Source organism: Dysosmobacter acutus (genome assembly GCF_018919205.1).
Taxonomy (GTDB): Bacteria; Bacillota; Clostridia; order Oscillospirales; family Oscillospiraceae; genus Oscillibacter; species Oscillibacter acutus.
Genome location: NZ_JAHLQN010000001.1, coordinates 23,324 through 36,553 on the forward strand (window position 1 = coordinate 23,324; position 13,230 = coordinate 36,553).

General features: G+C 56.4%; 16 protein-coding genes. 12 read left to right on the top strand and 4 right to left on the bottom strand.

Annotation, left to right across the window (positions count from 1 at the left end; translation table 11 throughout):
* Positions 1-65: 65 nt before the first annotated feature.
* Together KQI82_RS00140 and KQI82_RS00145 are read left to right on the top strand one after the other, a co-directional pair.
* Positions 66-881 (top strand): hypothetical protein, encoded by an 816-nt coding sequence (locus KQI82_RS00140; protein WP_216556992.1) that lies wholly within the window; start codon positions 66-68, stop codon positions 879-881.
* On the top strand, positions 874-1,581 hold the full coding sequence (locus tag KQI82_RS00145) for a B3/B4 domain-containing protein (protein ID WP_216556995.1): 708 nt from the start codon (positions 874-876) through the stop codon (positions 1,579-1,581). The genes KQI82_RS00140 and KQI82_RS00145 overlap by 8 nt, the downstream gene beginning before the upstream one ends.
* 249 nt (positions 1,582-1,830) lie before the next feature.
* Here the strand turns inward: KQI82_RS00145 and KQI82_RS00150 are convergent, their stop codons facing one another.
* Positions 1,831-2,277, bottom strand: coding sequence for a nucleoside deaminase (locus KQI82_RS00150; protein WP_216556998.1), 447 nt, complete (start codon positions 2,275-2,277; stop codon positions 1,831-1,833).
* A gap of 78 nt (positions 2,278-2,355) precedes the next feature.
* On the opposite strand from KQI82_RS00150, the gene KQI82_RS00155 reads away from it, so the two are divergent.
* The 10 genes from KQI82_RS00155 (at position 2,356) to KQI82_RS00200 (ending at position 9,695) form a co-directional block, all read left to right on the top strand.
* A complete protein-coding gene (locus tag KQI82_RS00155) occupies positions 2,356-2,613 on the top strand; it encodes a DUF2508 family protein (RefSeq protein ID WP_338148929.1) in 258 nt (85 codons plus the stop codon).
* Positions 2,604-2,867, top strand: a complete 264-nt coding sequence (locus KQI82_RS00160) for a pro-sigmaK processing inhibitor BofA family protein (protein WP_216557001.1) — start codon at positions 2,604-2,606, stop codon at positions 2,865-2,867. Before KQI82_RS00155 ends, KQI82_RS00160 begins: the two co-directional genes overlap by 10 nt.
* Before the next feature lie 254 nt (positions 2,868-3,121).
* The gene (gene rplM / locus KQI82_RS00165) at positions 3,122-3,553 is read left to right on the top strand and encodes a 50S ribosomal protein L13 (RefSeq protein ID WP_216557004.1); all 432 of its coding nucleotides are present in this window, start codon (positions 3,122-3,124) and stop codon (positions 3,551-3,553) included.
* A gap of 13 nt (positions 3,554-3,566) precedes the next feature.
* The gene (gene rpsI / locus KQI82_RS00170) at positions 3,567-3,971 is read left to right on the top strand and encodes a 30S ribosomal protein S9 (RefSeq protein ID WP_187333114.1); all 405 of its coding nucleotides are present in this window, start codon (positions 3,567-3,569) and stop codon (positions 3,969-3,971) included.
* Between the two features lie 285 nt (positions 3,972-4,256).
* On the top strand, positions 4,257-5,189 hold the full coding sequence (locus KQI82_RS00175) for a MurR/RpiR family transcriptional regulator (RefSeq protein WP_216557007.1): 933 nt from the start codon (positions 4,257-4,259) through the stop codon (positions 5,187-5,189).
* 122 nt (positions 5,190-5,311) lie between these two features.
* Positions 5,312-6,724: a Na+/H+ antiporter NhaC family protein gene (locus KQI82_RS00180; protein ID WP_216557011.1), complete on the top strand. Its 1,413-nt coding sequence runs from the start codon at positions 5,312-5,314 to the stop codon at positions 6,722-6,724.
* Position 6,725: 1 nt separating this feature from the next.
* On the top strand, positions 6,726-7,787 hold the full coding sequence (locus KQI82_RS00185) for a branched-chain amino acid aminotransferase (RefSeq protein ID WP_216557014.1): 1,062 nt from the start codon (positions 6,726-6,728) through the stop codon (positions 7,785-7,787).
* A gap of 4 nt (positions 7,788-7,791) precedes the next feature.
* The gene (locus KQI82_RS00190; RefSeq protein WP_216557017.1) at positions 7,792-8,142 is read left to right on the top strand and encodes a VOC family protein; all 351 of its coding nucleotides are present in this window, start codon (positions 7,792-7,794) and stop codon (positions 8,140-8,142) included.
* A gap of 34 nt (positions 8,143-8,176) precedes the next feature.
* Positions 8,177-8,902 carry a PIG-L deacetylase family protein gene (locus KQI82_RS00195; protein ID WP_216557020.1) on the top strand — a complete coding sequence of 242 codons (726 nt, stop codon included), beginning with the start codon at positions 8,177-8,179 and terminating at the stop codon, positions 8,900-8,902.
* A gap of 97 nt (positions 8,903-8,999) precedes the next feature.
* Complete coding sequence (locus tag KQI82_RS00200; protein WP_216557023.1) at positions 9,000-9,695, top strand: RraA family protein; 696 nt, start codon at positions 9,000-9,002, stop codon at positions 9,693-9,695.
* A 220-nt stretch (positions 9,696-9,915) separates the two neighbouring features.
* Here the strand turns inward: KQI82_RS00200 and KQI82_RS00205 are convergent, their stop codons facing one another.
* The 3 genes from KQI82_RS00205 to KQI82_RS00215 all read right to left on the bottom strand — a co-directional run bounded on the left by KQI82_RS00205 (position 9,916) and on the right by KQI82_RS00215 (position 13,181).
* Positions 9,916-11,112, bottom strand: a complete 1,197-nt coding sequence (locus KQI82_RS00205; protein ID WP_216557027.1) for a M20 metallopeptidase family protein — start codon at positions 11,110-11,112, stop codon at positions 9,916-9,918.
* A 118-nt stretch (positions 11,113-11,230) separates the two neighbouring features.
* Positions 11,231-11,599, bottom strand: coding sequence for a RidA family protein (locus KQI82_RS00210; RefSeq protein WP_216557030.1), 369 nt, complete (start codon positions 11,597-11,599; stop codon positions 11,231-11,233).
* Positions 11,600-11,645: 46 nt separating this feature from the next.
* Positions 11,646-13,181 (bottom strand): ABC transporter substrate-binding protein, encoded by a 1,536-nt coding sequence (locus tag KQI82_RS00215; RefSeq protein WP_216557033.1) that lies wholly within the window; start codon positions 13,179-13,181, stop codon positions 11,646-11,648.
* Positions 13,182-13,230: the final 49 nt, after the last annotated feature.

Consider the following 13,230-nt stretch of genomic DNA (forward strand, 5'->3'; position numbering starts at 1 on the left):
CAAATGCCGGCCAAGGTGTTATACTGATTGTCAATTTGAATGGAATCCCACAGGGGAGGATTTGTATGAAACAAAAACCCGCTCTGGTGCTGACGGCGATATCAGGCGGCGTCTGCGGTTTTTTTCTCCGGCTCTACCGCAACAGCACCGGTTATGAGCCGGGCACCGGCCTGCCGAAGGACGGACCGTTCTGGCCCCTGCTTCTCCTCTTCGCGCTGGCCGGCGCGGCCCTTTTTCTCCTGCTGCGCTCCACGCCGAAGGACAGCATGCCCTGCCGGTTCTGCACCCGTTTTGCCACCAGCGGCGACCTGGTGCCCGCGCTGCTGATCACAGGGGATTTTTTGCTGGCCGCCTCCGGCGTATGGACTGTGGCCGCCGCCCTGCGCGACTCCTATTCCGACTCCGCCGCCATGGTTTCCGGCGTCCTGACGGTCCTTTGCGCCGCCGCTCTCTTTTTCGTGATTTCCGGCTCCATCCGCCAGGTGGATATCCCCCCCAACCTTCTGCTGGCACCGGTGGGATACTATGTCATTCAACTGATTTTAAAGTATCGCAGCTATTCCGTCAACCCGGTGGTGGAGCACTACTATGTGGAAATTTTAGCCCTGGCCCTTTTGCTGCTCACCTTTTATAAGCTCTCCGCCTTTGCCTTTGTCTGCGCCCAGATCCGCCATCTGGCCCTGTGCGCGGCGATGGCCGTGGTCTTTTGTCTGACCGCCTTGGCCGACTGCCCCGGCATCACTTCCGAGGCGTTGTTCTACTTCGCCGGGGCGGTGCTGTCCCTATCCATTTTACTGCTCTGCCGCCCGGAGGGCTTCTCCCCTCCCGGACGCCGTTTGAGCCGTTCCGTTCATCATGAGGAGGATTCCACAGATGTCTGAATTTATTATTGAAGCTCCCTTTTGGTCCCTGTTCCCGGAGAGCGAAATCGGCGTGCTGGTGCTGCGGGACATTGACAATTCGCATGAGGCGCCTGAGCTGGCAGCCCGGCTGGCCGAGGCCAATGAGACGGCAAAAAAGTGGATCACGGAGCCGGTGCTCAGCCAGTGCCCGGCAGTGGCCGCCTGGCGTCAGGCCTACAGCCGTTTCAAGACCAAAAAGGGCGTGCGCTCCTCCATCGAGGCGCTGCTGCGCCGCGTGGACAAGGGCAAGGGCGTCGGGCCCATCAACCCTCTGGTGGACCTTTACAACACTGTTTCTCTCACCTATGGCTTCCCATGCGGCGCCGAGGATGTGGATGCCTTTGACGGCGACCTCCGCCTCAGCGTCAGCGCCGGCGGAGACGACTTTCTGGCCTTGGGGGAGGAGGAAAACGACCCCACCCTTCCCGGCGAGGTCTGCTATCTGGACAACAAAGGCGCCGTCTGCCGCTGCTGGAACTGGCGGGACGGTCAGCGCACCATGGTCACGGAGCGGAGCCGCCATGTGATCGTGGTCATGGAGTACATGGACGCCAGCAGGCATGACGACATGGCCCGCGCCCTGGAGGAGCTCTCCAAAGATGCGGTGGACGCCCTGGGCGGCGCCGTGGCGGCCAGAGTGATTTTGAACCGGGCGGCGCCCTCTGTGACGATAGGCTGACCCAAGGATGCCGCGCCCATTCTTAAAAAGAATGCAAATAGAGAGCGGGACCGGTTTTAGCCGGTCCCGCTCTCTATTTTTGGAAGATTGGATGAAAAGAAGTTTTGTCTCTTGCAAGTATTAAGATACAGGACCCTTGTTAAGGAAAATAGCCTCAATTGTTACAAAAGTCTTAAATCTATCCAATTCACTAAATTTCTTTTTCCCATGAGTCCATGCTTCCCTCCGGGAAGAGAATCCCACCCTTTTTCATCGGCGCAGAGACCGGAAAAACGCCGACAGCAAATTTCGGCACTCCTCCGCCAGCAGCCCGCCGGTCAGGGCCGGCCGGTTGGGAAATTCCTCCATATAGAGGTTCGTCACCCCGCCGCAGGCGCCAAAGGATTCGTCCCGGGCGCCGTACCAGACGTGGGCGATCCGGGCGTTGAGGATCGCTCCGGCGCACATGGGGCAGGGTTCCAGCGTCACATACAGTTCGCACCCGTCCAACCGCCAGGAGCCCAGCGCTTTGTTGGCCTCGGCAATGGCCTCCATCTCCGCGTGGGAGGCCGCGGACTGTTTTTCCTCTCTGCGGTTGCGGCCCCGGCCCACAATCTCCCCGTCCCGGACCACGACACAGCCCACCGGCACCTCGCCCGCTTCCGATGCCTCCCGGGCCAGGGCCAGGGCCTGGCGCATAAACGCTTCTCGTTCCATTCAAGTTCACTCCCGCGTATAAAAATTGGAATATTTGTCCAAACTCTCCGTACACTGATACAACAGGAGGGATGGATCGTGGGAAAAAAGTCCGCCCGCACACCAGAAGACGCCCGGCTCAACCAACTGCGCTCGGAGCTCAATGAAACACAGCTGGATCTGGCTCTGGCTTACCGGCAGTTTGACATGGTCGTGGATCCAGAGCTGGTGGAGTCCTGCATTTATCAGATCAACGCCCTGAAAGCCCGCTACAACTACCTGATCCGCGTCATCAAGGAACAGCGTCCGGCGGCCGCTGCCGCCGCACGTACAAAGGGGGCTGCAAAATGGATATGACGCAAAAAGTCCTTCTGGGCTTCCTCTGCTTTTTCCTGGCGCTGGCCCTGCTGCGGCTGTTCCGTGCTCCGCTGCGCCTGGCGCTCAAGCTCCTGGTCAACACCTTTTTGGGCTTTGCGGCGCTCTATCTTGTGAACCTGACCTCCGCCGTCACCGGGCTGGCCCTGGGGCTCAACCTGTGGAACGCCCTGACGGTGGGGGTGCTGGGGCTCCCGGGACTGGTGCTGCTGCTGGCTCTGCAGTGGGTTTTATAATCTATTACATAGCAAGGATTCCTGCGGGCGCTGCGCGCCCGCATTTTCTTTCTTGAAAAATTTAAAATTGCATAGGAAGAAAACAAGAGATTTCGCAAGATAACGAGAGCTTTTTTAAGATTTCACAATGCTAAATCATTTTTCAGTTGACAGGCTGAACTCCATATGCTATAAATAGTCTTGCTCCGATTTTAACCCCGGAGCCTTTGATTTGTAAAGTCCGATCTCGACTACAAGATACAGGAGGAAGAACCATGTCCACTTTTATGGCAAGCAAGGCCAACATTGAGCGCAAGTGGTACATTCTGGACGCTGCCGGCAAGCCCCTGGGCAAAACCGCCGTGGCCGCCGCCGATCTGCTGCGCGGCAAGAACAAGCCCACTTACACCCCCCATGCCGACTGCGGCGACTGCGTGATCATCATCAACGCGGGCAAGGCCGTTCTGACCGGCAAGAAGATGACCCAGAAGATCTACCGCACCCACTCCGGCTGGGTGGGCGGTCTGAAGGAGACCCCCTACCGCATTCTGATGCAGGACAAGCCCGAGACTGCCATGCGCGTCGCAATCCGCGGCATGATGCCCCGCAACACCGTGACCAAGGATTCTCTGAAGCGTCTGCGCATCTACGCTGACGAAAACTACGAACAGCAGGCCCAGAAGCCTGAGGTTTGGACCGTAGAATAAGGAGGAGTAAGTCATGTATCAGTCTAAAAAGCCTTATCTGTATGGTACCGGCCGCAGAAAGTCTTCTGTCGCACGCGTCCATCTGTTCCCCAACGGCACCGGCTCCATCACCATCAACGGCCGTGACATCGAGGAGTATTTCGGCCTCGACACTCTGAAGATGGTGGTCCGTCAGCCTCTGGCTGCCACCGACAACGTGGGCAAAATGGACATTGTGGCAACCGTCACCGGCGGCGGCGTCTCCGGCCAGGCCGGCGCCCTGCGCCACGGCATTGCCCGGGCCCTGTTGCTGGCCAACGAGGAGTACCGCCCCATTCTGAAGAAGGCCGGTTTCCTGACCCGTGACCCCCGCATGAAAGAGCGCAAGAAATACGGCCTCAAAGCGGCCAGACGCGCACCTCAGTTCTCCAAGCGATAAAAGCGATATTTTCCCCGGAAAGCTTTGCCTTTCCGGGGAATTTTTTTATCAGCATTTAACTCCACAGGCCCGATGGAACGGTATTTGTGAAAGCACATCGCACTATATTGCAGTATTTGCAATAATACAGGGCATTTTCAAGGCTGAATTGGCAGCGAGGTCGGTCTCTGATATGTCTGTGTTCGAGAAGGCACGGCAGGTATTTTTCCAAGGGAGCAAAATCGGCATGCAAACGACTTCAGCGCGGGCGGCTGGCTCTTGTCTTTGCAGAATTTCCAAGATATAATGGGAACAATCAAAAAAATTGATGTCTTATGGAGGTTAGATATGGTCTCATTGCTTGAGGAAAGAGTGATTCACACCAAGCTGACAAAGACGGGCTACCGGATTGCCGAATATCTTTTGGAAAACGAATCCCGCCTGTGCTTTATGACGGCGACGGCCGTTGCAAGCGAGATCGGCGTCAGCGATGCCTCTGTTATCCGTGTGACCCGCGCACTCGGTTTCGACGGTTTTTCCGACATGCAGCGCCGCCTGCGGGAAAAAGCCACGGACATGCTCAGCAGCAGTACCATTGAGGATATATCTCCCTTGGAACGGCTGAAGAACCGCCACCCGCTGCAAAGTGATGCATGCAATGTGGAGAATCTTGCACAGCAGTGGTTTACCACCGCTGTGGGCAGTTTGCGCGGCGTCTATGAAAACAATGACCTTTCCAAGTTTGAGGAGGCTGCAGACATGATCATTGCAAGCCGCCAAAAGCTGATCTGCGGTTTTCGCGCAAGCAGCAACATTGCCGGTTTTTTCAAGCTGATGCTCTCCTTGATCATGCCGAACGTTCATGATAGTCTGACCGCAGACTCCAGTGCAGTTGACAAGATGATGAACCTCACCGAAGAAGATTGTGTTGTGCTCTTTACCTTTCCGCGCTATTTTAAAATGTCCAAAGGTGTTGCGGAAATGGCCAGGGACAAGGGCGCCAAACTGATTATTTTCACGGACAGAGCCTCCTCTCCCATGGCTAACGGCGCGGACATCGTTATTGCCGCAGGCTCACAGAGCATGAACATCTTCTCGTCCAACATGGCCGCCCAGTTTGCCGCCGAGCTGATGATCACAATTATCAGCCATAAGCTGGGTATTGAGAAGATGACCTACCTGGAGTGGAAGGAAAAATATAATATCAAATACGGGGTGTTTGACAAAAATAGAGATTAAGTTTTTTCTACAACAATTTTTAAAATTGTTGTAGAGCTATTGACATTTTTGTTCTTTCCTGTTATACCGGTGTTGTGGAGCCTTCACAACACCGGTATATTTTATGGAAGGAGAAAAACTTTATGGCAGGATTCGACACCAACGGCGGCAAAAAGCTTTTATTCCATGGTGGAAACTTCGGGGCTTTCATCCCGCTAATTGTAATGGGCATAAGCATTGTCGGCCTCTTTTCCACCGGGAATACCTCCACCAACGCGTTTTGGATCGCGGGCTTTGCGGCGATCTGCGCAGCCTTTTTGCTGATGAAGGACAAGCGGGAATTCACGGAAGTCATTATTCGCGGTCTGAGCAGCTCAATGTGTGCAACCATGCTCTCTATTTTCCTCTTCGTCGGTATCTTTGCAAAAATTCTGACAATTGGAGGCCTGCCCAATGGTATTCTCTGGTTTTCCCAGCTCATTGGCGCCAGCGGGAAATTTTTCCCCCTTGCAATTTTCTTAATTGGCTGCCTGCTGGCCACTGCGACCGGCACCTCTGTGGGCACCATCAACACCATCGCTCCTGTGCTTTTCCCAGCCGCTGTCATGCTTGGCTGCAATCCTCTTCTGGTCATGGGCGCGATTGTCGGCGGCGCCTACTTCGGCGATAATCTTGCCCCTATCTCCGACACCACAATCATTTCAGCCGTTACGCAGGAGACGGATGTCCCCATCTGCGTGAAGACCCGGCTAAAGTATTCCATCACTGCGGGTCTCATTACCTGTGTTCTGTTCATTGTGTTCGGAATTTCCACCTTTACTCCGACCGACTCCATCGTGACGCTTGACGCCGGCGCGGCAAAGTCTCTTCTGCTGCTCATCGGCCCCGCCGTTCTCATCGTGATGATGCTTCGAGGCTCAAAAATGCTCTCCGCTCTTTTTACCGCGACGATGATCTCACTTGCTGTTGCACTTGTTTCCGGCCTGTTGGACTGGCAGGAGGGTGTGATTTCAAGCTCGGGTGTTGTCATCGCGGGCATTAACGGTATGATCGGCCTCTCTGTTTATTCCTTCCTGCTCTTTATTCTTATGCAAATGCTGAGCGAATCCGGTGCGCTTGACGTAGTCGTCAGCGGCATTGGCCGGCATTGCAAAACCCCTGTCTCCGCTGAGTTCAGCTGCATCGGCCTGGTGATGTTTACAATGGCCTTTATCCCTAAGAACAACTGCTCCATGGTTGTCTCCGGCCCCGTTGTCAGGCGGATTCTCAAACAGCAAAATATTGCCCGCCACAGGGGTTCCAACTTATTGGACGGAATCGCCGTCGCTTTCGGAGGCTTATTGCCTTACGGCACCTGTATGCTTTTGACCTTTAATCTCGCCACTGAGTCGGGCGCTCTTGCAGAGGGCTACAACGTAGCTCAGATCATCCCTTATGCGTTCTACAGCTGGGTTCTCATTGCCGTGCTGGTTCTTTCCGTATTCATCGGCTGGGGCCGCGAATTTGAAGACGAAGCTGGTGAAAATATCCCCGCGCCATCCAGAAAGGAGAAGTAACATGGCCCTTACAATTACCCGTACACAGTACCCCAAAACAAAGCCGCAGGATTACAGCAAGGGGTTCGGAAACATTCTGACTGACCACATGTTCCTTATGGATTACACCGAAGCAGAGGGATGGCATGACCCGCGCATCCTGCCCTTTGGCGCGCTTGCCTTAACTCCTGCGACAATGTGCTTTCACTATGGCCAGGAGATTTTCGAGGGCATGAAAGCCTACCGCACCGAAGATGGGCGTTTGCTCCTGTTCCGCCCGATGGACCATATGCGTCGTCTCAACCACTCCTGCGAGCGAATCTGTATCCCACAGGTCTGTGAAGAGGAACTCCTCGACTATCTGAAGGAACTTCTCAAAACTGATCTGGACTGGATTCAGGATTCCAATGTGGATTCCATCTATATACGTCCAATGATTATTGCAACCGAACCGGTCTTCGGTGCGCGACCGGCAAAGGACTATACCTGCATGGCCATGCTGACGCCGGGTCGTCCTCATATTCCCAAGGGCCCCAAGCCCGTGCGTATCTATGTGGAGAAGGAGCAGGCCCGCGCTGTCAGGGGCGGCACCGGAACAGCGAAATGTGCCGGAAACTACGCCTCCACCTTTGCAGCGCAGGCAAAGGCCAAGGCGCAGGGCTATACGCAAGTTCTCTGGCTCGACGGCGCTGAACGCAGGTATGTTGAGGAAATGGGGCAAATGAACATCTTCTTTGTCATCAAGGGCGAACTCATCACCCCAGATCTCAGCGGCACCATTCTCGACGGCATTACCCGCCGTTCTCTGCTGGCTATTGCGAAAGATTTGGGCTATCAAACGGTGGAGCGCCGCATCTCTATTCAGGAAATTATGACAGCCCATGCCGATGGTACGCTGCAGGAAGCATTTGGCTGCGGCACTGGTGCCTGCATCGCTCCAGTGGGGGAGTTGACCTATGGTGAATGCCACATGAACATCGGTAACGGCAGCATCGGCACGGTGACTTTCACGCTCTTTGAGCGGCTTACGCAGATCCAGCGCGGCCTGGTTCCCGATCCCTACGGTTGGACAATGGAGGTGTAATGACATGATTACAAGGATCGACCACATCGACATCAAAGTCGAAGATTTGGATGCGACCGTCGCAATGCTTGGCAAGCTTGGACTGAAAATCCTGCGCCGCGCTCCTGCGCCGCGCAGCTCCGTCGAAATGAGCCTTGAGGGGGAAAATCAGGTTGTCCTTGAAATCCATCCCGTCAAAGCCGGCGGCTTTACGGGCGTGCACCACATCGCCTTTCGCGCCGATCCGAAGGACACGCTCAGTCTCAAAGCCCAAGGGATCAAATTCAAAACCGAGAATAAGTTCATTGCCGATACCGGTCGGACTGTCAGCAGCTTTTCAGACGCAAACGGCTTAACCTGGCAACTGACAGATTGACTTCCATGAAATGAGAGAGAAAGGATGTGTGCAAATGAATCAAGACAGGCTTATGGTGGTGGCCGCCCATGTCGGCGACCTGGTGTGGCGCTGCGGAGGCACTGTTGCCAAATATGCAGCAGCGGGATTGCCGGTGAAGGTCATCATCCTATCCTATGGACTGCGCGGCGAATCCACCTCCTTGTGGAAGGATCCGACACGCACATGGGAAGATGCCAAACAGCGGCGGCATGCTGAAGCCGAGGCCATTGTCAATGCGCTCGGTGTAAAGGAGGCAGAGTATTGGGACCTTGTTGATTATCCTCTTTCGGCGAGCCAGGAGCTGACCGAACGGCTCGCCGGTTCGGTACGAGCTTTCGCTCCCACTATCCTGCTCACACACGACAGAAACCGGGATGTGATGAATCAGGATCACGGCTTGGCAGCCGAGCTGGTGTGGCAGGCAAGCATTCTGGCCGGAGCGGCCGGGTTCCGTGATGGTCAAGCGCCGGTTTCCGTGACATGCATGTTTGGTTTTGAGCCGCATATGCCGGATATGAGCGGCTTTCAGCCGGATATCTACATTGACATCACCGATGTCTGGAACATCAAACAGCAGGCGATGCTCTGCAACGAAACACAAAAAGGCATTATTGAAAACTATGTTGCAAAAGCGCAGATGCGGGCGAATCATTTTCGACGCATGGGCGGGCGTAAAACCTGCCAATATGCTGAGTGCTTCTCCCGTTTTTATCCCGCGTTTGCTGACTGGCTCTTCTGACTTTCCTCTGCCCCCACGGCAAGCTTGCAAGAAAAAGAACGCAGCCCTATAGGCTTTTGCATAAGGGCAGCACAAATGGTACAGGAGGATATAAACCATGCCAATTGGAAACCGCATTTTTCTGCGGCGTCCCCTGCCGGACAAAGCCCTGGTCGCCGCATTTTCCTCCATCCCCGCAGCCAATATCGCCGACACAATGGGCCGTTCCTGCGCGATGCATCCGCGCATCAAACGGATGAGCGGCGCTTGCGGGATCATCGCAGGCCCTGCTTTGACCGTAAAAAGCAGAGGCGGGGACAATCTCATGATCCACCAAGCTCTTGATATGGCACAGCCCGGGGATATCCTTGTGGTTTCAAATGATGAAGATTCAACCCGCGCACTGATGGGCGAGGTCATGTTCACGTATGCCCAATATCAGCGTAGGCTTGGCGGATTGGTCCTCGACGGGCCAATCCGCGATGCGGACGAACTGCGCGCAATGACGCTCCCTGTCTATGCCACTGGCTCCACACCTGGCGGTCCGCACAAGGATGGCCCGGGTGAGATCAATGTTCCCATTGCCTGCGGCGGTATCAGTGTGGCTCCCGGCGATATCATCGTTGCGGATGGAGACGGCGTAATTGTCATTCCGCTGCGGGACGCGCCCCAGGTGTTAGAGGCCGCTAAAAAATACCGCACACAGGATGAGGCAAAGGTGCTCGCCGCACGCAGCGGCACTCAGAATCGCGACTGGGTACAAAAGCGAATCGAAGAGCGGCACGTTGAGATTCTTGATAAACGGTATTGCTAAAGCGCCGCCACCCTTGGTCCGGCCCACACGCAGCTTGCCCTCTGTCTGAATCTCTTGCTGTTTGGACCTCTTTTGGGTCTGTATGATTACCGAGCCGCTCACAAGCTCTCCAAACGCTGATCGATTCAAATTATTATCAAAGGATGTCCGGAACCATCTGGTTCCGGACATCCTTTTGATTTGTTTTCAACATGTTCCGCCTCCCGGCGGGAGCAGTGCGTTACAAAAGCGCCCCAAACTCCGAGCCCGTATAGAGGCAGGTGGCGCCGCACAGAGTCACCGCCCCGGTCAAAATCGCCTGTTCATTGAACACCAGCCGGGGGCTGTGGAGCGACAGACGGCTTTCGGGCCGCTCATCGCCAGTGCCGACGCGGAAAAATGTCCCGGGCACAGTTTGCAGGTAGCAGGCAAAGTCCTCGCTGCCCATTGAGGGAGAATCCAATTCACGCACGTGCTCCCCGCCCAAAAGGCGGGCCGCGGACTCCTCCACCAGCCCGGTGAGTTCTTCTGACGGGATCAGGGGCGGGCAGCCTTCCGTGAACTCGGTATCCGCGCTTGTATTCAGGCTCTGGGCCGTCAGTGTGGCCATTCGCCGGATGCTGTCACGGATCCGCCGCCGGGCCTCATTGGACACCGTCCGCATCGTTCCCTCCAACACGGCCTCTGTGGGGATCGTATTGGCCGCAGTTCCCGCCGCCAGTTTTCCAACCGTCACGACAGCCGGCTCCGTGGGTTTTTGCTCCCGGGAGACAATGGTCTGCAATTGGGTGACGAGGTAGGCGGCCGCCACCACCGGATCGGCGGTTTTGTGGGGATGGGCTCCATGGCCTCCGGCGGCGTGGATTCGGATGCGGAACCGGTCCGATCCCGCCATCATCGCCCCTTTGCGGACACCGATCTCTCCGGCGGACAGCTCCGGCCAGGTGTGCAGGCCGAATATGGCCTCCACACGGGGCTGTTCCAAGCATCCGCTTTTCAGTATGGTCCGGGCTCCCGCCAGCTGCTCCTCCGCAGGCTGGAAGATAAATTTTACCGTTCCATGCAGCCTGTCGCGTCGCTCGGACAGCAGCCGGGCGGCGGCCAGCACCGCGGCAGTATGAAGATCATGGCCGCAGGCGTGGCAAATGCCGTCTCTCCGGGAGGCAAAGGGCAGACCCGTCTGCTCTTGCACCGGCAGCGCGTCAATATCCGCCCGGACCGCCGCGGTCTTTCCCGGATACGCCCCATTCAGGACGCCGACAACCCCCGTCTTGTCCCCGCCCGGCTGACAGTCGATTCCGCAGGAGCGCAGCTCCCGCTCGATCAGGCGGCTGGTTTCCACCTCTTCAAATGCCGTTTCCGGGTTTTCATGGAGGATGCGGCGGATCGTGATGAACTTCTCTTCCAACTCTTTGGCGCGGTCCATGAGGGAAGACATGCTTACACCTCCTTCGTACATTGATACACTCAGCAGGTCTTGCGGAACATGCCTTTCAGGATAAAGAACTTACCGGGAATCCCTTCTTCACAGACATGCTGATCCCCCAAAACGCCGGTCAGTCCTTCACCGCCACCGCGTCCAACTCCACGGTGGCCTTACCGGCCAAAGCGCCGACCACCATCAGCGTTCGGGCGGGTGGGTTCTTGGCGAACTGCTCACAATACACTTTGTTGAACGGCGCGATGTCCTTTTGATCCGTCAGGATCGCGGTGATCTTGACCACATCGGCCAGGGTGCAGCCCTGCTCTTCCAGCACAGAGCTCAGACCGGAGATGGCAAAGCGTGTCTGCTCCTCTGCGGAATCGGGAATGGTTCCCGTTGACGGATCGATTCCCACCTTTCCGGAGATGTAAAGCGTATTGCCTGCCCAGACGCACATGGAAAAGGGGCTTCCTTCCTTTTTGGGTGGTATAAACTGCTTCATCTTGTTTCCTTTCTCTTCAGAAGATTGTTCGGTCAAGACAGCCGAATCAGTTCGCGACAATGGTCTTCACATCCAGGGAGTCATCCAACTTCTGGGTCCAGGAGATGCCGTCCGCCTTGCCGAACACAGAGCGGGGTTCACAGATGAAGGCCAGGCCAGCATCCTCGTTCATGGCCAGCAGCGCCTCCTGCAGATAGGCTTCGTGGGCCTTCGTGTCAACCGTCACAGCGGCGGAGCGCATGTTCTCGTCGAACTTGTCGTTCTTCCAGATGGCATAGGCCTGATCGGAGATGAGGTAGGAGTTGGCGGTGTAGGCGTCAAAGGCGGGAGACCAGTACCAGCCAATCAGCCACGCGCCCTCAGAGGCCTCCTTCTGCTTCAGTCCCTCCAGGAAGGTGCCCCACTCCCAGACCTTTACCTCCACATCGATGCCCAATTCCCTCCACATGCCGGCAATTGCCTCCGCGATTTCCTTGTCGTTGGGATATCTGCCCTGGGGCGTATTCAGCGTGATCTTGAATCCGTCGCCGTATCCCGCCTCGCTCAGCAGCGCGGCAGCCTGCCCGGCGTCATAGGTATAGGGGTTGCAGGCCTCGTTGTAGCCCACAACGCCTTCACTGGCCATCTGGCCGCTGAGCGGTGTGGCAAGGCTCTGGGAAACGCCGGTGATCAGAGCCTCCCGGTCGATGGCATAGTTCAGGGCCTGGCGGACCTTTACGTCCGAGGTGGGGGCATCAGGGTCCAGGGCCTGAAGATGCAGCACCAGTCCCATAGCCATGGGGGAGTCCACCGTGCTGTAGCCGGAGGCTGTTCTGACCTGGCTGATGGAGGTAGAGGGGATGTTGTAGGCGATGTCCACGTCACCGGCCAGCAGCGCGGCCACACGGGTGGATGCCTCGGGGGTAATCTGCCAGGTGACGTCCTTCATGGCGGGCGCGTCGCCCCAATAGTCCTCATTGGCCGTCAGAATGATATTCTGGTCCGGAACCCAGGAGACAAACTTGTAGGCGCCTGTTCCCACCGGATTCTGGGAGAGGACGGAAAGCTCGCTGTCCCCATAATACTGCTGCGGCACCATGTACAAAGCGTCCAGATAGGTCAGAAGCAGCGGATAGGGCTCGTCGGTAATCAGGTCCACGGTGTACTCATCAATGACATTGGCGGTCTTCAGGGGCGCCAGCTTGACGGTCTTGATGGAATTGAGGTCTGTGTCCCAGATTCTCTCCACGTTGTACCGGACTGTCTCTGCGTTGAACGCTTCCCCGTTGTGGAATTTCACGTCCTCACGGAGATGAAAGCGGACGGTGGTATCGTCGATCTGTTCCCAGCTCTCCGCCAGCAGGGGGGCAATCTCGCCGTCGCTGCTGATTTTTACCAGCCCTTCAAAGATGCAGCGGTAGATATCCTGGATGGAGCGGGTATCATCGGTGTAGGGATCCAGGCTGCCAGGTCCCCCTCCGACGGCGATGGTTACGGAGGTTTTCTCCTCCCCTTCCTGCCGCGCCTGATCGCCGCAGCCCGTCAGCGCATAAGCGCTGATCAGCAGTACAGCGGCCAACAGCAATGCCTGTATACGTTTCATAGGGTTTCTCCTTTCATCAATCGCAATCTTATTTGGTTGTTGTGGCTCA

Coding starts and splice junctions, on each gene's coding strand:
- rplM (WP_216557004.1), top strand. CDS start 3,122: ATGTCCACTTTTATGGCAAGCAAGGCCAACATTGAGCGCAAGTGGTAC.
- KQI82_RS00145 (WP_216556995.1), top strand. CDS start 874: ATGTCTGAATTTATTATTGAAGCTCCCTTTTGGTCCCTGTTCCCGGAG.
- KQI82_RS00185 (WP_216557014.1), top strand. CDS start 6,726: ATGGCCCTTACAATTACCCGTACACAGTACCCCAAAACAAAGCCGCAG.
- KQI82_RS00210 (WP_216557030.1), bottom strand. CDS start 11,599: ATGAAGCAGTTTATACCACCCAAAAAGGAAGGAAGCCCCTTTTCCATG.
- KQI82_RS00195 (WP_216557020.1), top strand. CDS start 8,177: ATGAATCAAGACAGGCTTATGGTGGTGGCCGCCCATGTCGGCGACCTG.
- KQI82_RS00180 (WP_216557011.1), top strand. CDS start 5,312: ATGGCAGGATTCGACACCAACGGCGGCAAAAAGCTTTTATTCCATGGT.
- KQI82_RS00150 (WP_216556998.1), bottom strand. CDS start 2,277: ATGGAACGAGAAGCGTTTATGCGCCAGGCCCTGGCCCTGGCCCGGGAG.
- KQI82_RS00175 (WP_216557007.1), top strand. CDS start 4,257: ATGGGAACAATCAAAAAAATTGATGTCTTATGGAGGTTAGATATGGTC.
- KQI82_RS00140 (WP_216556992.1), top strand. CDS start 66: ATGAAACAAAAACCCGCTCTGGTGCTGACGGCGATATCAGGCGGCGTC.
- KQI82_RS00205 (WP_216557027.1), bottom strand. CDS start 11,112: ATGTCTTCCCTCATGGACCGCGCCAAAGAGTTGGAAGAGAAGTTCATC.
- KQI82_RS00160 (WP_216557001.1), top strand. CDS start 2,604: ATGGATATGACGCAAAAAGTCCTTCTGGGCTTCCTCTGCTTTTTCCTG.
- KQI82_RS00215 (WP_216557033.1), bottom strand. CDS start 13,181: ATGAAACGTATACAGGCATTGCTGTTGGCCGCTGTACTGCTGATCAGC.
- KQI82_RS00190 (WP_216557017.1), top strand. CDS start 7,792: ATGATTACAAGGATCGACCACATCGACATCAAAGTCGAAGATTTGGAT.
- KQI82_RS00200 (WP_216557023.1), top strand. CDS start 9,000: ATGCCAATTGGAAACCGCATTTTTCTGCGGCGTCCCCTGCCGGACAAA.
- rpsI (WP_187333114.1), top strand. CDS start 3,567: ATGTATCAGTCTAAAAAGCCTTATCTGTATGGTACCGGCCGCAGAAAG.